Origin of the sequence: Rhodovulum viride, from assembly GCF_003265965.1 — a bacterium.
Lineage (GTDB): Bacteria > Pseudomonadota > Alphaproteobacteria > Rhodobacterales > Rhodobacteraceae > Rhodovulum > Rhodovulum kholense.
Window position 1 is genome coordinate 157,008 of record NZ_MUAV01000008.1, and the last position, 21,664, is coordinate 178,671.

General features: G+C 62.3%; 18 protein-coding genes and 1 tRNA gene. 8 read left to right on the top strand and 11 right to left on the bottom strand.

Features of this window, described 5'->3' with window-relative positions; all coding sequences use genetic code 11:
- Positions 1 to 2 precede the first annotated feature (2 nt).
- The 4 genes from BYZ73_RS09085 to sucC are packed head-to-tail and all read right to left on the bottom strand — an operon-like array spanning position 3 to position 5,602.
- Complete coding sequence (locus BYZ73_RS09085) at positions 3 to 2,975, bottom strand: 2-oxoglutarate dehydrogenase E1 component (protein WP_108027637.1); 2,973 nt, start codon at positions 2,973 to 2,975, stop codon at positions 3 to 5.
- Complete coding sequence (locus tag BYZ73_RS09090) at positions 2,972 to 3,499, bottom strand: DUF805 domain-containing protein (RefSeq protein WP_112315712.1); 528 nt, start codon at positions 3,497 to 3,499, stop codon at positions 2,972 to 2,974. The genes BYZ73_RS09085 and BYZ73_RS09090 overlap by 4 nt, the downstream gene beginning before the upstream one ends.
- Before the next feature lie 22 nt (positions 3,500 to 3,521).
- Positions 3,522 to 4,403 (bottom strand): succinate--CoA ligase subunit alpha, encoded by an 882-nt coding sequence (sucD, locus tag BYZ73_RS09095; RefSeq protein ID WP_108027639.1) that lies wholly within the window; start codon positions 4,401 to 4,403, stop codon positions 3,522 to 3,524.
- Between the two features lie 5 nt (positions 4,404 to 4,408).
- Positions 4,409 to 5,602, bottom strand: a complete 1,194-nt coding sequence (gene sucC / locus BYZ73_RS09100) for an ADP-forming succinate--CoA ligase subunit beta (protein WP_112315713.1) — start codon at positions 5,600 to 5,602, stop codon at positions 4,409 to 4,411.
- Positions 5,603 to 5,980: 378 nt separating this feature from the next.
- On the opposite strand from sucC, the gene BYZ73_RS09105 reads away from it, so the two are divergent.
- Positions 5,981 to 6,517: a phosphatase PAP2 family protein gene (locus BYZ73_RS09105; protein WP_181498007.1), complete on the top strand. Its 537-nt coding sequence runs from the start codon at positions 5,981 to 5,983 to the stop codon at positions 6,515 to 6,517.
- A gap of 45 nt (positions 6,518 to 6,562) precedes the next feature.
- On the top strand, positions 6,563 to 8,590 hold the full coding sequence (locus BYZ73_RS09110; protein WP_112315715.1) for a M3 family metallopeptidase: 2,028 nt from the start codon (positions 6,563 to 6,565) through the stop codon (positions 8,588 to 8,590).
- An 87-nt stretch (positions 8,591 to 8,677) separates the two neighbouring features.
- On the opposite strand, the gene BYZ73_RS09115 is transcribed toward BYZ73_RS09110, so the two are convergent.
- The 3 genes from BYZ73_RS09115 to BYZ73_RS09125 form a co-directional block, all read right to left on the bottom strand.
- Entirely contained in the window at positions 8,678 to 9,928 is a 1,251-nt protein-coding gene (locus tag BYZ73_RS09115; protein ID WP_425451073.1) for a DEAD/DEAH box helicase, read from the bottom strand.
- A 265-nt stretch (positions 9,929 to 10,193) separates the two neighbouring features.
- A complete protein-coding gene (locus tag BYZ73_RS09120) occupies positions 10,194 to 10,463 on the bottom strand; it encodes a DksA/TraR family C4-type zinc finger protein (protein WP_112315717.1) in 270 nt (89 codons plus the stop codon).
- Between the two features lie 60 nt (positions 10,464 to 10,523).
- Complete coding sequence (locus BYZ73_RS09125) at positions 10,524 to 11,780, bottom strand: MFS transporter (RefSeq protein WP_112315718.1); 1,257 nt, start codon at positions 11,778 to 11,780, stop codon at positions 10,524 to 10,526.
- Between the two features lie 478 nt (positions 11,781 to 12,258).
- Between BYZ73_RS09125 and BYZ73_RS09130 the strand changes: the two genes are divergently transcribed.
- The 4 genes from BYZ73_RS09130 to BYZ73_RS22380 all read left to right on the top strand — a co-directional run bounded on the left by BYZ73_RS09130 (position 12,259) and on the right by BYZ73_RS22380 (position 15,346).
- Positions 12,259 to 12,334 (top strand) — tRNA-Ala (locus BYZ73_RS09130).
- Positions 12,335 to 12,503: 169 nt separating this feature from the next.
- Entirely contained in the window at positions 12,504 to 13,043 is a 540-nt protein-coding gene (locus tag BYZ73_RS09135) for an AAA family ATPase (RefSeq protein WP_112315719.1), read from the top strand.
- Positions 13,044 to 14,165: 1,122 nt separating this feature from the next.
- Positions 14,166 to 14,858 (top strand): hypothetical protein, encoded by a 693-nt coding sequence (locus BYZ73_RS22375; RefSeq protein WP_146746277.1) that lies wholly within the window; start codon positions 14,166 to 14,168, stop codon positions 14,856 to 14,858.
- Between the two features lie 20 nt (positions 14,859 to 14,878).
- On the top strand, positions 14,879 to 15,346 hold the full coding sequence (locus BYZ73_RS22380; RefSeq protein WP_146746278.1) for a hypothetical protein: 468 nt from the start codon (positions 14,879 to 14,881) through the stop codon (positions 15,344 to 15,346).
- A gap of 787 nt (positions 15,347 to 16,133) precedes the next feature.
- Here the strand turns inward: BYZ73_RS22380 and BYZ73_RS09140 are convergent.
- The 3 genes from BYZ73_RS09140 to BYZ73_RS09150 all read right to left on the bottom strand — a co-directional run bounded on the left by BYZ73_RS09140 (position 16,134) and on the right by BYZ73_RS09150 (position 18,474).
- A complete protein-coding gene (locus BYZ73_RS09140) occupies positions 16,134 to 17,102 on the bottom strand; it encodes a DUF4365 domain-containing protein (protein ID WP_108028898.1) in 969 nt (322 codons plus the stop codon).
- Between the two features lie 144 nt (positions 17,103 to 17,246).
- Entirely contained in the window at positions 17,247 to 18,188 is a 942-nt protein-coding gene (locus BYZ73_RS09145) for a reverse transcriptase family protein (protein WP_112315720.1), read from the bottom strand.
- Positions 18,169 to 18,474, bottom strand: a complete 306-nt coding sequence (locus BYZ73_RS09150; RefSeq protein ID WP_108028896.1) for a helix-turn-helix transcriptional regulator — start codon at positions 18,472 to 18,474, stop codon at positions 18,169 to 18,171. The genes BYZ73_RS09145 and BYZ73_RS09150 overlap by 20 nt, the downstream gene beginning before the upstream one ends.
- A 680-nt stretch (positions 18,475 to 19,154) precedes the next feature.
- Here BYZ73_RS09150 and BYZ73_RS09155 point away from each other — a divergent pair.
- A complete protein-coding gene (locus tag BYZ73_RS09155; RefSeq protein WP_112315721.1) occupies positions 19,155 to 20,222 on the top strand; it encodes an IS110 family RNA-guided transposase in 1,068 nt (355 codons plus the stop codon).
- 400 nt (positions 20,223 to 20,622) lie between these two features.
- On the opposite strand, the gene BYZ73_RS09160 is transcribed toward BYZ73_RS09155, so the two are convergent.
- Positions 20,623 to 21,246: a hypothetical protein gene (locus tag BYZ73_RS09160; protein ID WP_112315722.1), complete on the bottom strand. Its 624-nt coding sequence runs from the start codon at positions 21,244 to 21,246 to the stop codon at positions 20,623 to 20,625.
- A 168-nt stretch (positions 21,247 to 21,414) separates the two neighbouring features.
- Between BYZ73_RS09160 and BYZ73_RS09165 the strand changes: the two genes are divergently transcribed.
- Complete coding sequence (locus tag BYZ73_RS09165; RefSeq protein WP_245943100.1) at positions 21,415 to 21,660, top strand: helix-turn-helix domain-containing protein; 246 nt, start codon at positions 21,415 to 21,417, stop codon at positions 21,658 to 21,660.
- The last annotated feature ends 4 nt before the right edge of the window (positions 21,661 to 21,664 follow it).

Below are 21,664 nucleotides of genomic sequence, written 5' to 3' on the forward strand. Positions count from 1 at the left end.
GATTATCCTTCGATGGTCAGCGCGTCGTTCACGAGCGCGGCTTGTTGTGCCTTGTGCGTGCTGGCGAGGCCCGTGGCCGGCGAGGCGGCGGCGGGACGGCCCGCATAGCGGGGCCGGCCGTGCTTGGCGTTGATGCGGGTCAGGACCCATTCGAGATTGGGCTCGATGAAGGTCCAGCCGCCCTGGTTCTTGGGCTCTTCCTGACACCAGACGACCTCGGCGTCGCGGAACCGGTCCAGCTCCTTGACGAGGCTGAGCGCCGGGAACGGATAGAACTGTTCGAGCCGCATCAGGTAGACATCGTCGATGCCGCGGGCGTCGCGTTCTTCCAGCAGGTCGTAATAGACCTTGCCCGAACAGATCACCACGCGCCGGATCTGATCGTCGGGCTTGAGCTTTGTTTCAGACATGCGGCCCGCATCGGCATCGTCCCACAGGACCCGGTGGAACGACGATCCGGTGACGAAGTCCTGCGCCTCGGACACCGCCAGCCGGTGCCGCAGCAGCGATTTGGGCGTCATCAGGATCAGCGGCTTGCGGAAGCTGCGATGCAGCTGGCGGCGCAGGATGTGGAAGTAGTTGGCGGGCGTCGAGCAGTTGGCGACGATCCAGTTGTCCTCGGCCGACATCTGCAGGAAGCGTTCGAGCCGGGCCGAGCTGTGTTCCGGCCCCTGCCCCTCGAAGCCGTGCGGCAGCAGCACGACGAGGCCCGACATCCGCAGCCATTTGCGTTCGCCCGAGCTGATGAACTGGTCGAACATGATCTGCGCGCCATTGGCGAAATCGCCGAACTGGGCCTCCCACATCACCAGCGCGTTGGGCTCGGCCAGGCTGTAGCCGTATTCGAAGCCCAGAACCGCGTATTCCGAGAGCATCGAGTCGATGACCTCGTATTTCGCCTGCCCCTTGCGGATGTGGTTCAGCGGGTAATAGCGCTCTTCGCTGTTCTGGTCGATCAGCGCGGAGTGGCGCTGGCTGAAGGTGCCGCGGGCACTGTCCTGACCGGCCAGCCGCACCGGATAGCCTTCGGTCAGGAGGCTTCCGAAGGCCATCGCCTCGGCGGTCGCCCAGTCGAAGCCCTTGCCGGTCGCGAACATCTCTTTCTTGGCGTCAAGCAGGCGGCCGACGGTCTTGTGGACCTCGAAGCCCTCGGGGGGCGTGGTCAGGGCCTGGCCCAGTTCCTGCAGGGTTTCCTCGCCGATCGCGGTATCGCCGCGCTGATAGTCGTCGCCGCCGCCGCGCTGGATATGCGACCAGCGCCCGTCGAGCCAGTCGGCCTTGTTGGGCTTGTATTCCTTGGCGGCCTCGAATTCCTCGTTGAGATGAGACTGGAAGGCGGCCTTCATGTCCTCGATCTCGCCTTCGGGGATCAGCCCGTCCTCGACCAGCCGCTCGGTGTAAAGCTGCAGCGTGGTCTTATGCTTCTTGATCTTCTGATACATCAGGGGGTTGGTGAACATCGGTTCATCCCCCTCGTTATGGCCGAAGCGGCGATAGCAGAAGATGTCCAGAACCACGTCCTTGCCGAACTTCTGGCGGAACTCGGTCGCGACCTTGGCGGCATGCACCACCGCCTCGGGGTCGTCGCCGTTGACGTGGAAGATCGGCGCCTCGACCATCAGCGCGATATCGGTCGGATAGGGCGAGGACCGCGAGAAATGCGGCGCCGTGGTAAAGCCGATCTGGTTGTTCACGACGATATGGATGGTGCCGCCGGTACGGTGGCCAACGAGCCCCGACAGCCCGAAGCATTCCGCCACGACGCCCTGCCCCGCGAAGGCCGCGTCGCCGTGCAGGAGCACCGACAGGACCTGCTTGCGTTCGTGATCGACCATCTGCGCCTGCTTGGCGCGGGTCTTGCCCAGGACGACCGGGTTCACCGCCTCGAGGTGCGAGGGGTTCGCGGTCAGCGACAGGTGCACGGTATTGCCGTCGAATTCGCGGTCCGACGAGGCGCCGAGGTGGTATTTCACGTCGCCCGAACCGTCGACATCCTCGGGCTTGAAGCTGCCGCCCTGAAATTCGTTGAAGATCGCGCGGTAGGGCTTGCCCATCACGTTGGCCAGCACCGACAGGCGGCCCCGGTGGGGCATGCCGATGGCGATTTCCTTCAGGCCCAGCGCACCGCCCCGCTTGATGATCTGTTCCATCGCCGGGATCAGCGCCTCGCCGCCGTCGAGGCCGAAGCGCTTGGTGCCCATGTATTTCACATGCAGGAACTTCTCGAAGCCCTCGGCCTCGACCAGCTTGTTAAGGATCGCGCGCCGCCCCTCGCGGGTGAACTTGATTTCCTTGCCATAGCCCTCGATCCGCTCCTTCAGCCAGGACGACTGCTCGGGATCGGAAATGTGCATGTATTGCAGCGCGAAGGTGCCGCAATAGGTCCGCTGCACGATGGCGAGGATCTCGCGCATCGAGGCGACCTGCAGGCCCAGCACGTTGTCGATGAAGATCGGCCGCTCCATGTCGGCATCGGTGAAGCCGTAGGACCCCGGGTCGAGCTCGGGATGCGGGGTCGGATTGCGCAGCCCCAGCGGGTCGAGATCGGCGACCAGATGGCCCCGGATCCGGTAGGCCCGGATCAGCATCAGCGCCCGGATCGAGTCGAGCACCGCGCGCTTGACCTCGTCGTCGGTGACCTCGACGCCCTTTTCCTTCGCCTTCTCGCGGATTTTCTCCTCGGCGGCCTTGGCTTCGCGGGCGGCGGGCGGGGTCGGCCATTGCCCGTCAAGCGCCGCGGTCAGATCGTCGTTCGGTGCGGGCGGCCAGTCGCGCCGGGCCCAAGACGGCCCCGCCGCCTCGCGCTTGACCGAAACCTCGTCATCGCCCAGTTCCGCAAAGAACCTCTGCCAGGCCTCGTCGACCGCGTTCGGATCGTTGGCATAGCGGGCGTAAAGCTGTTCCACATACTCGGCATTATGCCCCTGCAGGAAGGACGAGCTGTGAAAGATGTCGTTCGCGCTTTGCTCGGTCATGGAGCTACCTCATGGGGGTTTGGACCGTAGTCGTTGGGGCCGGGCTGGGACGGGCGGGTCAGCCACCAGAGCACCAGAAGCGGCGAGATCATCAGCACCACGACCGACAGGGCGAGCACGACGCCCGCGAGGCCGGTGAACATCTGCGCGACATCGCCCGTGGTGGCGGCGTCGAAGGCACCGATGAAATTCGCAAAACCGGCGATGCCCACCAGCACGATCAGCGGATAAAGCAGAAAGAGCCCGCTGCGGCCGCTGTCATGCATGCGTCGCCAGCCTGCCGAAACCGAGGGCACCAGAACGGCAAGCGTGAACAGGGCTGTCAGGGGACCGTCGCTTTCGGCCTCGATGCTGCCCGGTCCGGTGCGGACCTCGCTCGGGAACAGCACCAGGTCAAGCAGCCCGGTGACGATGCTGCCCAGCAGCATGAACAGGATGAACCACCAGTATTCGGGGCGGGACGCCCGCCCCGAAAAGGTGAAGTACTTTCTGAAACAGACCTTTACGGCAGCCGCAAAGCCCATTTTGCCTCCCCTGCGACCGGCCTCAGCCGATCGCCTTCAGCACCGCTTCGCCAAGATGCGCCGGGCTGTCGGCCACGACGATCCCGGCCGACTTCATTGCCTCGATCTTGTCCTCGGCCCCGCCCTTGCCACCGGCGACGATGGCACCGGCATGGCCCATGCGGCGTCCGGGCGGCGCCGTACGACCGGCGATGAAGCCCGCGATGGGTTTCTTGCGGCCCTTCTTGGCCTCGTCCTTGATGAACTGGGCAGCTTCCTCTTCGGCCGAGCCGCCGATCTCGCCGATCATGATGATCGACTGGGTCTCGTCATCGGCGAGGAACCATTCCAGCACGTCGATATGTTCGGTGCCCTTGATCGGGTCGCCGCCGATGCCGACGCAGGTCGACTGGCCCAGCCCCACATCGGTGGTCTGCTTGACGGCCTCGTAGGTCAGCGTGCCCGAGCGCGACACCACGCCGACCGATCCGCGCTTGTGGATATGGCCGGGCATGATGCCGATCTTGCAGGCGTCCGGCGTGATGACGCCCGGGCAGTTCGGCCCGATCAGGATCGAGTTCGACCCCTGCAGCGCGCGCTTGACGGTCATCATGTCCATCACCGGAATGCCCTCGGTGATGCAGACGATCAGCGGGATCTGGGCGTCGATGGCCTCGAGGATCGAGTCGGCCGCGAAGGGCGGCGGAACGTAGATTACCGATGCGTTGGCGCCGGTCTTGGCCACGGCCTCGTGGCACGAGTTGAAGACGGGCAGGTCCAGATGGCTCTGGCCGCCCTTGCCGGGCGTGACGCCGCCCACCATCTGAGTGCCGTAGGCGATGGCCTGTTCCGAATGGAAGGTGCCCTGGCTGCCGGTAAAGCCTTGGCAGATCACCTTGGTGTTTTCGTCGACGAGAACCGCCATGGATCTTACCCCTTCACCGCTTTGACAATTTTCTGCGCCGCGTCCGACAGATCGTCCGCCGCGATGACGTCGAGGCCCGAGCCATTGATGATGGCCTTGCCCTTCTCGACATTGGTGCCTTCGAGGCGCACGACCAGCGGCACCTTCAGCCCGACTTCCTTGACCGCGGCGACCACACCCTCGGCGATGACGTCGCAGCGCATGATGCCGCCGAAGATGTTCACCAGGATGCCCTTCACGTTCGGGTCCGAGGTGATGATCTTGAAGGCCTCGGTCACCTTCTCCTTGGTGGCGCCGCCGCCCACATCGAGGAAGTTTGCGGGCTCGGCGCCGTACAGCTTGATGATGTCCATGGTCGCCATCGCGAGGCCCGCGCCGTTGACCATGCAGCCGATCTCGCCATCGAGCGCGATATAGTTCAGGTCGTATTTCGAGGCCTGAAGCTCCTTGGGGTCTTCCTCGGTCTCGTCGCGCAGCGCGAGGATATCTTCCTGCCGGTAGAGCGCGTTCGAGTCGAAGCACATCTTGGCGTCGAGGCAGCGAAGGTCGCCCTGGTCGGTCACGATCAGCGGGTTGATTTCCAGAAGCTCGCAATCCTTCTCGGTGAAGAGCTTGTAAAGCTGGCCCATCAGCCGGACGCATTGCTTGATCTGGTTGCCGGTCAGCCCCAGCGCAAAGGCGATCCGGCGGCCGTGATAGCCCTGATAGCCGGTCACGGGATCGACCGAGAAGCTGAGGATGCGATCAGGGGTCTTGGCGGCGACCTCCTCGATGTCCATGCCGCCCTCGGTCGAACAGACGAAGGCCACCCGGCTGGTCTGACGGTCCACCAGCAGCGCGAGGTAAAGCTCGCGGTCGATGCCCGCGCCTTCCTCGATATAGACGCGGCCGACCTGCTTGCCCGCGGGACCGGTCTGATGGGTGACGAGAGTGCGGCCCAGCATCTTCTTGGCCTCTTCGGCGGCTTCGCCGACCGATTTGGTCAGGCGCACGCCGCCCTTCTCGCCCGCTTCTTCCTCGATGAAATGGCCCTTGCCGCGGCCGCCTGCGTGGATCTGTGCCTTGACGACCCAGATCGGCCCGTCGATGTCGGCCGCGATGGCCTTCGCTTCTTCGGCCTTGGTGACGACATGCCCTTTCGAGACCGGCGCGCCGTAGCTGCGCAGCAACGCCTTGGCCTGGTATTCGTGGATGTTCATCAAACTGTCCCGTGCTGGTACGATTTACCGCTGTCTAAGCACGGAATGATGGTGCGGCGAAACGCCCTTTTCCCGAAATTTCCGTGATCATCCGATGTTTTTTGCCTTTGTGATCACGCTCGCGAATGGTGTGATCGCAAAGTCGGGCGAAACTCGGGAAGTGTTAAAGCACGGGCGGGGCGGCCCTGCCGGGACCGTGCCGCGACGAGCCCGCAAGGATCGTTTTCTGCGCCAGCCGACGCAAGGCAACCGCGACTCGACACCAAATCGTCACAGATCTTGCCGATAGAGGACGCGCCTCAATTGCCGGAGACGGACCTGTTCGCCATGCGAGTGCCGCCGCCCTCGTTCCTTATCCGACCCGCAGCCCTTTCGGCGATGCTTGCGCTTGTCCTGCTTTCGGCCGCACTGTCCGAGGGGCGGGCCCGCCGGATCGGCGACCATCTGCAGATTGCCCTGCCCGCGGCCGGACTGGTCTGCGCCGCGACCCGGGGACAGGCGCGCGTCTACGCTGGACGATACCTCTTGCTCGAGGCGGGAATCAAGTTCCCCAAGGCCCTGCTGGGCGATCTGCCTGTCAATCTTCGCCCGAATGGCGGCGGGCATGGCTTCCCCTCCGGGCACACCGCAGCGGCCGCCTTCGGGGCGAGCGCGCTGGTTGCCGGCTGCCTGCGCGACAGCCCCGGGGCGCAGGCGGTCGCCGTCATGTCGGCCGGCTTCGTCGGCGCCTCGCGGATCGACGCCGGGCGTCACACGATCTGGCAGACGCTGGCCGGGGCGGTTCTGGGCTGGCTTGTCGCCACGGTCAAGCTTGTCGCCTTCGACCGGGCGGTCGTGGCGATCTGGGCGCGGGCCGGAGCGCGGCTGACCGCGCTGCGCGGACGCGCGCCGGTGCCGGTGCCGGGCCGGCCTTGAACCCGGCCGCGATCCGGCTATGCCTTCTGGCAAACGGAGATCCCCATGACCAATCCCCTGCTGGCGCCGCGCACGGCGCCGTTCGAGCTTCCCGCCTTCGCCGCCGTCTCGGACGCGGATTTCGCCCCGGCCTTCGATCAGGCGCTGAGCGAGGCCCGGGCCGAAATCGCCGCCATCGCTGAGTCCCCCGAGCCGCCCGATTTCGCCAATACCATCGAGGCGCTGGAACGGACGGGTCAGGCCCTGTCCGACGTGCTGTCGGTCTTCTTCCTGCTGGCCTCGGTCTCGTCGACCCCGGACCGCGAGGCGCTGCAACGCGCCTTTTCTCCGAAACTGGCCGACTTCTCGTCCGACGTGGTGCTGAACCGCGCGCTGTTCGACCGGATCGACGCGGTCTGGCAGGCCCGCGAGACGCTGGATCTGACCGCCGAACAGGCCCGCCTGCTGGAACTGAAGCATCGCGATTTCGTCCGCGCGGGCGCGGCGCTGCCCGAAGAGGGGCGCGGGCGGCTTCGCGACCTCAACACCCGGCTGGCCGAGCTGTCGACCGCCTTCGCCCAGAACCTGCTGGCCGACGAGCGCGACTGGACGATGCCGCTGGCCGAGGCGGATCTGGAGGGCCTGCCCGGTTTCGTCGCCGAGGCCACCCGGGCGGCGGGCGCCGAACGCGGCGCGGACGGCCCGGTCGTGACGCTGTCGCGCTCGGTGATCGTGCCCTTCCTGCAATTCTCGCCCCGGCGCGATCTGCGCAAGGCGGCCTACGAGGCCTGGACATCGCGCGGCGCGCGGGGCGGCGCCACCGATAACCGCGCCCTCGTGGCCGAGACGCTGAAGCTTCGCGCCGAGCGCGCGGCGCTTCTGGGCTATGACAGCTATGCGGCCTATGTGCTGGAAACCGAGATGGCCAAGACCCCGGATCATGTGCGCGATCTGCTGATGCAGGTCTGGGCCCCGGCCCGGGCGCGCGCCGAGGCCGATGCGGCGATCCTTCAGGACATGCTGGTCGCCGACGGGCTTGCCGCGCCGCTCGAACCCTGGGACTGGCATTATTATTCCGAGAAACGCCGCCGCGCGCTGCACGATCTCGACGAGGCCGAGCTGAAACCCTACCTGCAGCTCGACCGGATGATCGAAGCGGCCTTCGACTGCGCGCACCGGCTTTTCGGGTTGGATTTCGCGCCGCTCGAGGTCGATCTGCACCACCCCGACGCCCGCGCCTGGGAGGTCACCCGAGACGGCCGCCATATGGGCGTCTTCATCGGCGACTATTTCGCCCGGGCGGGCAAGCGGTCGGGGGCGTGGTGCTCGGCGCTGCGCAGCCAGCAGAAGCTGACGGGCGAGATCCGCCCGCATGTGCTGAACGTCTGCAATTTCTCGAAGCCCGCCGAGGGGCGACGCGCGCTGCTGTCCTATGACGACGCGCGGACGCTGTTTCACGAATTCGGCCATGCGCTGCACCAGATGCTGTCGGACGTGACCTATGAAAGCCTTTCGGGCACGTCGGTGCCGCGCGATTTCGTGGAACTGCCGAGCCAGCTTTACGAACACTGGCTGGAAGTGCCCGAGGTGCTGGACCGCTTCGCCACCCATGCCGAAACGGGCCAACCGATGCCCGAGGCGATGCGCGACCGGGTGCTGGCGGCGGCAACCTACGACATGGGCTTCCAGACCGTCGAGTTCATCGCCTCGGCGCTGGTCGATCTGGAATTCCACGATGGCCCCGCCCCCGCCGATCCGATGCAGAAACAGGCCGAGGTGCTGGAAAGGATCGGCATGCCGCGCGCGATCCGGATGCGCCATGCGACGCCGCATTTCGCCCATGTCTTCGCGGGCGGCTACGCATCGGCCTATTATTCCTACATGTGGTCCGAGGTGATGGATGCCGATGCCTTCGCGGCCTTCGAGGAAACCGGCGACGCCTTCGATCCGGCGACGGCCCGGGCGCTGGAAGACAACGTGCTGTCGACCGGCGGCACGGCCGAGCCCGATGCGCTTTACACCGCCTTCCGCGGCCGCTTGCCCGGGGTCGAGGCGCTGCTGAAAGGGCGCGGGCTCGACCTCGAACCGGCCTGACGACGGCCGATGCAAAAAAGAACGCCCGCCCGGTTCCCCGGGCGGGCGTTTTTTTGGGACTGACGAGGGCGAACCGCCCCCCCGGCCTCAGGCCGCGGCGCGGTTCTTGTTGCGCGGACGGCGGCGCGCCCGGGCCTTGGCGGGCGGTTTGCCCGCGCCTTTGCTTGCGCCGCGCGGGCCGCCCCGCGACTGCTTCGGCTCCAGCCCTTCCCAGGGCGTGCCCGAGGCAACCGGGATCGCGGTGCCCATCACCTTCTGGATCGCGCGGAGTTCTGACACCTCCTCGGGCGAGCAGAAGGCGATCGCCGCGCCATCGGCCCCGGCCCGCGCGGTGCGGCCGATCCGATGGACATAGTTGTCGGGCACGTTCGGCAGGTCGAAATTGTAGACGTGGCGCACCTCGGGGATGTCGATGCCCCGCGCCGCGACGTCGGTCGCCACCAGCACCCGCACGTCGCCCGCGCGGAACGCCTTGATCGCGCGGTCGCGCTGGCCCTGGCTCTTGTTGCCATGGATCGAGGCGGTCGCGAAGCCCGCCCGTTCCAGCTGTTTCGACAGCCGCTCGGCGCCGTGCTTGGTGCGGCCGAAGACGATGGCACGGTCGTCGCGGTGGCCATCCAGAAGCTCGATCAGACGCCCGGTCTTCTCGGCCTTCTCAAGGAAATGCACCGATTGCAGGATCTTGTCGACGGCGGTGCCGGGGGGCGTCACCTCGACCCGGACCGGATCGGTCAGGTAGCTGGCCGCGATCTCGTCCATCTGCTTGGGCATGGTGGCCGAGAACAGCATGGTCTGGCGCTCTTTCGGCAGCTTGGCGGCGATCCGGCGCAGGGCATGGATGAAGCCCAGATCCAGCATCTGGTCGGCCTCGTCCAGCACCAGGAACCGGGTCTCGGCCAGCACCACGGCGCCCCGGCCCATCAGGTCGATCAGCCGCCCGGGCGTCGCAACCAGCAGATCGGCGCCGCGCGCCATCCGCTTTTCCTGAGCCGACAGCGAGGCGCCGCCGACCACGGTCTCGACGCTGACCGGCGTGCCCGCGACCAGCGGCCGAAGGCTCTCGGCGATCTGCTTGACCAGTTCGCGGGTCGGGGCCAGCACCAGGGCGCGGGCAGTCTTGGGCACGGGCTTGCCGCGGGTTTCCGACAGCGCGGTGAGAAGCGGCAGCCCGAAGGCCGCGGTCTTGCCGGTGCCGGTCTGCGCCAGACCGATCACGTCGCGGCCTTCCAGCGCCGGAGGAATGGCACGGGCCTGAACCGGGGTGGGCTCGGTGATGCCGGCCTCGGCCAGGCGCGTCACGAGCCGCTTGGGCAGGCCCATCTTGTCGAATGTCGTCACAGTGTCCTTTCGGGCGCCCGTCGCGGACGCCTCGTCAAATTGCGTTCGCCGCTGCGAACGGGTGAGCGGGCCCGCGACGCCCCGACCCGACGGGTCGGCTGGCGGCGGTCCCAGTACCCCTCGCGTGATGATGGGAACGGATTTGCCCGACACCTTGCGCCGCGGCCCGATCGGTCCGGGCAGGCGGCCTCTGTTCACGCGACAGAAGGTGCGGATCGGCGACACGTACAGGAACATGACCCTCCGGTCAATCCTGCAACTGCCGTCACTTGAGCTGGCTGTCCTTCGACCCCCGCCGGTTGATCCCGCCGCGGATCACCGGACGCCGGTCGCGGTCGTCCTGACAGGCGACGCACAGCTTGACCCCCGGCAGGGCCTGCCGCCGCGCCTCGGGGATCGGCTCGCCGCACTCGGCGCAGTCCGACAGGCTGTCGCCCACCGGGGCGCGCCTGATCTTCATCCGGTTCAGCTCGTCCTCGATAGAGGCGTCGATCTGGTCGTTCACCGCGCCGTCGCGCGCCCAGCCTCCGGCCATCGTCAGACCTCCCTTGCAGGCCGACAGGATAGGCCAGCCCCCGGCCTCGCGTCAAAACTTTCAGGCCGCGGCGCGGGCGGGGGCCGGCGCCTCGCGGATCGGCAGATGCACCAGCGCCGAAAAGGCCCCGACGCCGACGCCGACCCACCAGACCAGATCGTAATTGCCGTAAAGATCGTAAAGCCTGCCGCCCAGCCAGACGCCGAGGAACCCGCCGATCTGATGCGACAGGAAGACGAAGCCATAGAGCGTGCCCATGTAGCGCAACCCGTAGATATGGGCGACGAGCCCGCTGGTCAGCGGCACCGTGGCGAGCCACAGCGCCCCCATCACCATCGAGAAGACCAGCACCGTGCCGGGCGTGATCGGCATCAGGATGAAGGCGGCCGCAGCGATGGTGCGCGCCGTGTAGATCCCCGCCAGCAGGTATTTCCGGGAATAGCGGTTGCCCAACCAGCCGGCCGTCACCGTGCCGACGATGTTGAAAACCCCGATCACCGAGATCGCGACCGCCCCCAGCGCTGAAGTGGTGGTAATGCCGATCGCCGACAGGGTACCGCCCGGCACGATCGGGCCGCACAGCTCGGCCACGAAGGGCGGGAAATGCGCGGTGATGAAGGCCAGCTGATAGCCGCAGGAAAAGAACCCCATGAAGATCATCACATAGGACGGGTCGCGGAAGGCCCGGTTCAGCACCTGGCCCAGGCTTTCCTCCAGCTCGGCGCGGCTCGCGACCTGGGGCGAACGGATGAAGGGCAGCGCGAAAAGCGTGGCCAGCACCACGACCGCGAAGATCGCGAAGACGCCCTGCCAGGGCTGGAACCGCAGCAGGATCTCGGCTGCGGGCGGGCCCACGATCTGCCCGGCCGACCCGGCGGCGGTCGCGATCCCCAGCGCCATCGAGCGATGCTCGGGCGCCGCCGCGCGTCCGACGATAGCGAGGATCACCCCGAAGCCGGTACCGGCGATGCCGAAGCCCACAAGCACCTCCAGCCCCTGCAACTGCCAGGGCTGGATCGCGAAGGCCGAAAGCACCAGCCCCAGCGCGTAAAGCAGCGCCCCCGCGACGATGGCCTTGCGGTCGCCGATCTTCTCGGCGACGGCGCCGAACAGCGGTTGCCCGATCCCCCAGGCGAGGTTCTGGATCGCGATGGCCAGCGAGAATTCCGTGCGCGCCCAGCCGAACTCCTCGGCAATCGGGATCTGGAACACCCCGAACGAGGCGCGCACGGCGAATCCGATCAGCAGGATCACAGACCCGGCGATCAGCACCGGGGTCATCAGCGGCGCCTCTGCACCGCGTTGGGCATGGGTCATCTCGGCTCTCCCCGCGACCTGTCGGAACCGCCCGCCGTTGGCCGCAGACAGGCTGTCCGGCCGGGACAAGGGCCGCCGGGCCGGGCAGTCGTCTGAGAAAGGCGCACGTCTCCCTGCCCCAATCTATGGCCGCCCAAAGCGACCCGCACAAGACAAAGCCGTCGCCTCTGACCACCCGCCTGACCGCCGCATCGCGTTCACGCCTCAATGCCATCGCAAATGCCGGATCGGGCGGTCCGGTTGTCCGACCGGGCGGCGCCCGATCCGCCTGCCATGGACGGCCGGGCCGCCCGCCACAGAGTGCGATGCCCGGCAATTTCGATAAGCGATCCGATCCGGGATCACTCGCGCGAAACCGCCCCCGACGTCCTGCCAGCCCCTCTTCCAGAGCTTCGATCCGGCCGTCAATTTTTCGCTTGATCTCCCCTCGCCGCTTCCATAAAAGCACGCGGGCGGACCGAACGGGACGCACAATATCGGGGCCATAGCTCAGCTGGGAGAGCGCTTGCATGGCATGCAAGAGGTCAGGGGTTCGATCCCCCTTGGCTCCACCAATTCACTTTTGAAAAGCACCAGATAGTTCTGCCTTTCCTGTCAGAGGATTTGCCTCTGCCGCGAAGATCGGTGTTGTTTTCCCTACGAAAATCCATGCTGCCTCGATCTGCGCCCTTGGCGTGTTGATCGCTTCGCAGCCCTTCCCCCTGTCCAACCCGAGGATGGCCCATGAGCGACCGTTTCTTCGTCCTGACGGGCGGCCTCGGTGCGGGCAAGACCAGCCTGATCGCCGAGCTTGCCCGCCGCGGCTTTCACACAATCCCCGAATCCGGCCGCGCGATCATTCGCGAGGAAATGCAGAGCGGCGGAGATGCCCTCCCCTGGGCGGTTCGCGCGGCCTATGCCGAACGGATGTTGGAACGGGATCTGCGCGCCCACCGCGCCGCACACGCACTCTCAGGCCCCGTAATCTTCGATCGCGGCATTCCGGATGTCCTTGGCTATCTGAAACTTTGCGGGCTTCCGGTGCCGCTCCACATCGCCACAGCGGCCAAGGCAGCTCGCTACAACCGTCGCGTCTTCCTGGCGCCCTACTGGGACGAGATCTTCACGCAGGATACCGAGCGGAAGCAGAGCCAGACAGAGGCCGAAGCGACCTGTGCCGCTATGTTCGAGACCTACGTCGCGCTCGGCTACGAGATCATCGAATTGCCGCGCACGGACATCGCAAGGCGCACTGACTTTATCTGTAATCAGCTCGCTATCTAACAGTCACCTCCAGATGCCGCGGCTGAACTACTGAAGCGGACAATCCACACGGCTCCTCTGGTTCCTCTGCACTCCCCCTGTCTAACGGTCACGGCGCGTTCCCCTGCCGGTAGCGGCCGTTCGCCGCCCCCTGCCGTTGCCAGTTGACGAATCGCACAAGCGGACGTCCGCTTAGCTGATGAAGCTGGCCACAACCGGATGAGCCAACGGCCCCGAACGGACGTTCGCTGTCCTGATGAGCGCTGCGGCGCGGCCTCACGGAAGCGGCCGTTCGGGCCTCGGCGCAGCATTGCCGACGATCCGAGGCCGGCAGTGCGGCCGAACTACCATCTCGCTGCGGTTGCGCGAACGGCTGCTTACCGAAGTCGAGGCCTGCCAAAAATGGTCGTTCTTGCCGAATGTCTGGCACAGGTGATACGAGGAGCAGGCTACATGGTGTGCCAAAATGATGCAATCAGACACCGACTTGCCTGATAAAGTTAGAATTGAAGTCTAAAATTATCGACACTTCGGTGTGAACGCGAAAAGTCAGACGCATAGCGATTCACTCAACGGATAAACTCGTTGAGCCCGTGGATACACGCCAGCTTTTGTTGGCGTGTTATGCAGCGATCTATTTCAGGCGGGGCTAACCGCATCCATCCAGGGGCGCTTGGCGGTTGCCAAAAATCCGTCCGCCTGCCTCTTATGTTCCAAGAGCCGTCGCTTCTAGCTTCGGCCAGACCAGATACGCGGCCGTTTAGAAGAAAAACTACCTGTTTTTGCTCAACAAGAATGTAGTCTGTGTAGTAATACAGCACGAGCATTTGCCCCAATCGTGTTTGAGCCGTGTGTCCAAGGGTTGGTACGCCACGCGCTGCTAGGAGATCAAACAGGTTGTCGTCAAACCTAATTTGACCACCTATGGCTCGCACGACAGCGTCTCCGGAAGAGAATTGCCCGCGCCGACCGGCCTCTTCCAGAAGCTGGTCACGAATGCTAACCTGAACTGGGCGTGACGCGTTGCGCAGTGAATGAATTGAAACAGCTAGCGCAGTGTTACTGATGCTCCTAAGTTCGGCCTCAGACCAAAGGCGGTCTTGTGACTGAGCCTGTGCAGTACCGGAGTATGAAAGAAGTGCAATGAACACAATGAAACGAAGATTCTTTATGACTGGCATGACCGCATCCGCTATGGCTGGCTGTACATCTACTACTGGCACAATCACGCAAGACGTGGCAAGACGGCAGCGCGTTTTGCAAGCATCCATCATCATCGGCGCTGGTCTAGGCTATGCCGTGGCTCGTGACCGGGGAGGCAGTGCGTTGGCCGGAATCGCAGTAGGCGCTTTTGTCGGTGGCGCGGTCGCTAGCGCAATTCAATACGCACGGCTTTTGCTTGATCGCTCGAATGGGCGATTGGAGGGCGGATACGATCTTTCAGCACGCGCCTCGTTAGAAGACCTCCGTGTATTCACTTCTGAAAACATCCCCGTATTGGATCGACGGGCACAATTGCTGGCTGAATTAGACCGGCCCGGTGCGGCTACACGTCCTGTGCAGATCGTGATAGAATTGGAAGCTCTGAATGTTTTAGCGAAGCAAGCAACAATACCGACCCCAGCATATAAAGAAAGCGCAGAGATGTACCCGGAAACAAACCGTGTGATGCCGGAGCAACCGCAAGCAATTGTTCTAAATCCGAGCCTAGCAGACAAAAACCGGAAAATAGCCGACGAGGCTGCAACGATACTGCGCGATACCGTGCGCCGTGAAGTCGCACGTCGTGAAGAACAGCTTGAAGCTGCCCGTCGCCGAGGCATACTAATCAGCTGAGAGTGGGGATGGAGAGATAAATGTCTTCTGAAACAAAGAATTCGTTCGTTCGCGCTGCTAAGGTATCTACATTGATCGGTGCTTTGTGTGGAGTATTATGGGCGAGCTTGGATGCACGGGTCGGTGAAAATGTCGCTCACGTTATAGATCAAAAAATTGCCCCACGCTTTCGATGCTCACCAGACGTCCATTTAGCCGCTGCTCGACTATCGAAGCCCTCAGTAGAAAAGCTGGTCGATCAAGCAGACATGGAAGAGGTAGACGCCGCGTATGACACCTACTTTATGCACGTCCGAGAAGCTGCAAAATGCGGCCATCTGGAAGCGCAGCTATTGGATATTCAAGCAGTCTGCACTGGATTGCTCAGCTCTGGAATAAACATCAGTGCCGGTCGCGACATCGCCGACATATATAGTCGCATGTACTTCGCGTCATTGACGCGCCAAAGAATCAAGGCGTTTGCTGATGATGTTTGCTCATTTAATTAGCCGTGATTTGGCGCTTAACTTCAAATCCACATCAAATTTTTGTACTTTTCATCAACGGTCAGACAGTATCCATTGGTCAAAAACGGCCGCATTTGTCACGAACAGGCTGTTGGGCGAAATCGTTGAGAAATCTTGTGCCGCAAACCCTTGGCAAAACTGCATTTTATTTTGAATATTTTTGGGTCACTCTTTAACAGCGGTCGTTGGTACAGGTCGCAGCATCAGCCAACAGGGCTCAGTGCTGTCATGCGGTGATGCAGAACAAAACTCGATCTTGATCCGCTCTGAATGTCGGCTTCCGTTTTCCCTGGGTGATTCGATTGCCTCCGCGGCGAAAGGCCGCTGCCCGCCCAACCTTCGAGATCCGGCCGACTCGGCTTCGGGGCCCGGTGGGGGTCTGCTCTGGGGAAGCTCGGCCAATACCTCGGAACGGCCGCGAACGTCCGCAGTCCGCCCCAAGCGATCAGGGACGCACGCTGCCGATAGCTGACGTTCGATACCCCAAGGGCGCGCCGAGCGCCGATCACGGAAGCGGCCATTCGTGACGGCCGCGGCGTCCTGGCGATCTCCCGTCGAGTCCGGCCCAAACCTGCCCTTCGAGAAACTTGAGCGCGCTGCAATGCAGCAGACCACAATCCGACATCGATTAACTGTAGGATACGTGTGGAATATCGGCGCAAGCTAAGATATGGATGACTTGATGAACCTGCGTTTGCGGCCACCTTCTGCCATAAATGAAGGGTGAGATCCCTCGGGTTGTCTCAGTAGCGCTTGGGCGCATGGTTCATCAGACTTCCCCATAATACCTCGAGTTTCCTCGCTGCAGCTCGTGGACGCTAAGAAATTTGATCTTCGTGGCAGTCGAGCCTGTTTTCCGGCAAACAGAGCGAACCCGTTGCAGAATCACTTGAACAGGTGCTGCGGCGCGTTGGCGAAAGACTATCTTCGCCCTTAATGATAACGTATCTAGAATATCAAGAGTTTCAGTTCGTTCATTGATTTTGGCCGATCCAAGCTGGCGCCAATCCGCGCCCTGTGAAACCATTTTTCTAGCAGCCTCAAGAAGCAAAAGTGAATTTAATATGTTGTCTGGTCTTCTTCCTTGCCGGGTTATGTGCCGCCAGCCTGCGTTCGTCACGGAGATTTCCCCCAGTTCAGGATGAAAGCGGTCTGTTGAGCTTGACCACTCCCGATAGAACTCTTTTGCGAGCCTCAAGGAAAAACCAGGAGTCGCAAGCAGCGACCTCGTTGATCGCATATCGATTTCCTGAAGGGGATGGCTGTCGGGAACTGATCCCGCCATCTTGCGTAGCTCACCCTTTGCCTCACTTCCAAACGTCTTCCTCCTGGGAATTACGACTAAATCAGAGTTAACTTTTGAGTATGAGGCATCTGATTTAAGATCTTGCCAATAAATTGGTGACTTATGGCTGCCGGGGTCTTCAACGTAAGCTAGGATTACAGGTCCCGGCAGCGCGTTCCATCTCGACCTGTGTTTTTCGATGTAGCCTCTACCAATGGCGACGCCGATTGAGTCTTTGCCCAAGCTCTTGCTTTCTTTCTTGAAACTAAGGCCGCTCTTTACCTGCACAAAGAGCATCCTGCCCGAAAACTTCTCGCGATGCCTTAGAAGGACAATACCGTCCACGGCATCGTCATTTTCTGCATCGACATCTTGCCAATCGCTCTTGAGCTGCCCTCGGACACGATGAGACACTAGGTCAACTCCCGCAGCTCCGGTTCTTATCGTGCTCATGTTCCTCGGCTTTCGTAGTGTAGATGTTTGATTTACGTTAATCTGCTGAGGTGTCATTGCAAAGAACGCGATCGCTCCGCAAACCCAAACAACGGCCCTTATCGGTTATTCAACCGGCGCCAAAAAAGGTCGGCTTTGCGTTCTTCAAGTCTTCGGGTTTTCAACTTGCTTCCGCTGAGAAAGGCGCCCCGCGATTTGATTGTCGATCCGCTGCTGGAGCTTTGGGTTCGTCGTATTGGCGCGCTCCTGCTTCAGCTCGGCAAGCCGCTTCAGTTGGCGGTTGGGAAGGTGTGTAGCGCCATCCTTTACAATGACCCCTGTGATATCAGCCGGGGCGTTTATCAGGCTGACCTCCTTTGACGTCTTTAACCGCAGCCCGTTGCCAAAGATAAGCTTTTTGATCTCCCAGATCAGCGCCTTGGGCACGACATCGCCAGAAATCGTTATATCGTCTGCATAGAGGCTTAGTTTACACCCTTTCGCCCTCACCAGCTTCTCGACGGCAAGCCAGATATGGCTGTTGCTGTAGTAGGCTAGGATCGGGCTACAAGGAGAGCCTTGGGGCAGGCATCCGCCCAGAGTTGCGACGTGAACCAAAACGGCGGTTACATCCCGAGAGCATTCAAGCTCCCGATGGAAAAATCGGGCGACGTTGTTGGCTGAACAACTTGGGAAGTAGTCCGCGACGTCCAGCAGCCAGAACGCCTTGGCCTCTTTGTGGTGCGCTGCGTTTTCGACGTATGAGCGTCCTTTTACCGGGCTGAAAAGAAACTCTGGGGCTTTCACTCGCCCCAGAAGATCACCAATGCGGCCTTGCATCGCTTTAAGCTGCGGGTCGGGAATGTCGATAGGGCGGTAGTTCTCCGCCTGTTCCGGCGTTGGAGGGTGTTTCAGCCACGCGCCTTTTTCATCATCCTTTAGCTTCTTGTGCTTCCAGCGGCGGACGTACAGGTCATGGCGGTGGCTGATCTCGTCCAAAGTATCGGCGGACACTCTGAGAAGCTTGGCCAGTTGCTTCCGGCTTCTGAGACGGAAAAACGGGCTATCCTTGAGTTGGTAACCCTCTTCAGGCTGCGTCTTCGGCATCTGCTTTCCTTTCAACGAAACGCAGAATGTCGATGACCTTGCCTGCAATTTTTGAACGGATTTTGTCGCCAGACCTGGCGTTCGGCAGCTCTTCCGCAAAGAACATGATAGAAGAAACCGGAATTTTGAACTCTGTCGCATACCTCTGGATCAGATCGAGCGAGGGGGATTTTCTACCCTTTTCGATCTCCGAAATATGGGACTTCGAGACGCCGAGTTTTTCCGCCAGTTCGACCTGTTTCAAGTCATGGAACACTCGGATCAACCTTAGTGCTTCATGTATCATCGTTTCATCCCGTTTGCCTTTCCCGCCTAGACATTAGGCGGGCGGCGATTAGCCGGGCGATCCGAAAATCGCCATCAAACACCGGATAAGCCGGTAGATGAAGATAGCCACCCTAAGGATGACCATCACGGTGCGAGGGTTCCGGAGTTTCCTCCAAAACCGACGTCGCCGCCGCCGTCGGTGTGTATCTTCAGAGAGAGCCATATTGCTCCTCCTTTCTGTTGGCCCCGGCGCAACATCCACAGCGGATGCCACTAACCAAGGGTCCTCACCCAACAGAAAACGGAAACCGACGACTAAACCCTTTGCCTAGACGCGATAGCTGTCCTTGCTATCGCGTCTGCTTCGCCCGCCGCCGTCCTCTCGTCCCCCTCGGGGGCCTCCGGGCCGTGTGCGGTAGAAGTGGTAGAGGGGAAAACCCCTCCGCGCTTGAACGAGTCCAAGCTGGGTATGAGGAACTTCTTCCGTTGTTACACGAAAGGGATATGGGAATGGCATCGTCAGCTTTCAAGGAAAAAAGTTCTCTGCGAGCGAACTTTTTCTGACCTGGTCGAATAGGTGGTTTTTTCCATAGGAGACATTGAACCAGAACGCAGCGAACGTCTGCTAATGGAATGTGCCGACTGCTTCACCGGCGGTGATAGCCTTCAGGGGTTCACCGCCCCATAGGAGAAGCGATCATGAGTGCCAAGACCAGACAAGATTTTTCTGCTGTCGCCGTCATCGGGATGGACATCGGCAAGGACGTCTTTCACCTCGTCGGGTTCAGTTCCGACGGCAGCCTCGTGCTGCGACAGAAGATCAAGCGCCTGGCCCTCGTGGCGACCTTCCAGACGCTCCCGCCTTGCATCGTTGGCATGGAGGCCTGTCTCAGCGCGCATTTCGTCAGCCGGACCTTGCGGAGAATGGGCTTCGAGCCCCGGATCATCCCGGCGATCTACGTGAAGCCGTTCAACAAGGGCCAGAAGAACGACTACAACGACGCCGAGGCAATCGCCGAGGCCGCGTTGCGCCCGAACCTGCGCACCGTTTCGGAGAAGAGCCAGGATCAGCTCGACTTGCAGGCGCTGCATCGCGTCCGGTCGCGTCTGGTATCGCGGCGAACCGCCACCATCAACCAGATCCGAGCCTTCCTGATCGAGCAGGGTATCACCATCCGCAAGGGGCTGCGCGCTGTCCGGAATTCCCTGCTGTCGGTGCTGGATGAGCGTCAGGACGAGATTTCCCCGAGGATGCGCCACATCATCCTGGATCTTCATGACGACTGGATGCGGCTCGACGTCCGGATCGAGGCGGTCTCGGACGAGATCGAGGGTATCGGCCAAAGCGAGGCTCACTGCCGGGACCTGAGAACGATCCCCGGCGTGGGGCCGATCATCTCGACGGCCCTTGTCGCGGCGGTGGGAAAGGGTGAGGCTTTTGAAAGCGGTCGAGACATGGCCGCCTGGGTCGGGTTGGTTCCAAGGCAATACAGTACAGGCGGGCGCACGACGCTCGGCAGGATCTCGAAACCTGGCAGCCGATATCTGCGAACGTTGTTGATCCAGGCGGCGAAGATCATCCTGATGCGGCCGCACAACTGGCCCGGGCTCAGTTTCGGGGCATGGCTGGCCGAAGCCGACCTGCGCATGCACCGCAACAAGTTGGCGGTGGCACTGGCCAACAAGCTCACCCGGATCGCATGGGCGGTCCTGCGCCATGGCCGGGGCTTCGATGCCCGAATGGATACGGTCGCAGAAGCGCTCTGACGCCCGGCGACTGCACAGAGGTTCGCGAGGGAGAACAGCATGGGACGGATAAATTACGCACCCAGAATCTGAGGGCGGAATTGGCTCCGCGTCAGCCTGTCCGCTAATGAGATCGATGTGCGTGCGTATATCCAACAAGGTCACGGCCCGCGAGCCGACACATAGACCGGATACATATCAGCGATATCTGCAGCCACGCCAAAAGCTCTTGCGAACAGCAGTCGGCACATACATCCCGCCCAGACTGCCGAGATCCTGCTGGCTCGATTCCTCCGTGCGGTGAAGGTCCGGTTCTGGGAAGTTCGGCCGATGTCTGGGAACGGGGCCGAATGTCGGCTCCCGCCCTTCCGGCAGGTCGTGATCACCCAAGCATCGTCATTCGAAGTGTCCGTGGCGCGCCTCAACTGGAGTCCTCCCACCCATCATCAAAAAACGTCTTCATCTCATGAGACGAATAGCCGGTTTTCGTGCCCACGCGATCAGCTGCACTTCGCGCGCGCACAAGGCCTTCGGCGTCCGTCAGTTCGACCGCGGGTCTTGGACGGTCGGATCCCATGTCGAACCCACAATCAAGCGCTTCGTCGTGCAGCCTCTTGAAAGTCTTACGGTTGATACTCAGCAGATCTGCAGCGCCGACAAAGCTTCCGGCTGCATGAAGGGCCTGTGCGACGTCCTCTGCCGAGCGCTCGACGCGCGGACGACCTTTGTGACTTGCAAACCCCAATGCCCGGCGCTTCTCGGCGATCCATTTCTGATCGACCCGGTGGAGCCTCGCGAGTTGGGCATCCCGATGTCCCTCCTGAAACTGCTCACGGAGCAGCATGTCGAAGTCATACCCGAAATGAGCCAACGTCTTGAGCAGGTTGGACCGGCTTCCATGGAAACGTTGCCGCACCTCTGCCAAAGATCGGCTGCGCATCATCATCTCGAGGAGCTCGGCGTGATGAACACGTTCTCCTCGCTCACCGGACACGATGATGATGCAATCACCAGACACCGCCAGGTAATCTCTAGGGACCGCCATTTAGGATCCTTCCTGTCCAAAAACTCCGGTGAAATTCTTCGCGCCGGTGCGCGGGGAATTCCAGCTGAAATTATAACCAACTGATATTAAACAGTTCTCCTTGACTGACTCGTTGATAGCTGATTCCCTCTGCCCCACGAAGCCCCGGCAACCATGGTTACAGTGTCAATGCTCCACACCGTGAACCCCGCTCATGAACGCCTGAAGATGGAGCTGCGGTTGCGTGGCAAGTCCATCGCCTCAGTCGCACGCGAGCTGGAGGTACTGCGCTCAACAGTCACGCTGGTGAGCCAGGGCCTGCGTCGATCTTCGAAAATCGAAAAGGCTCTCGCCGATGCCGTCGGCACGACACCGGCCGAGCTTTTCCCCGACCGATACCCAGCAGAGGAGAGCAGCGCGGCAAGGAAAACCTGACCTC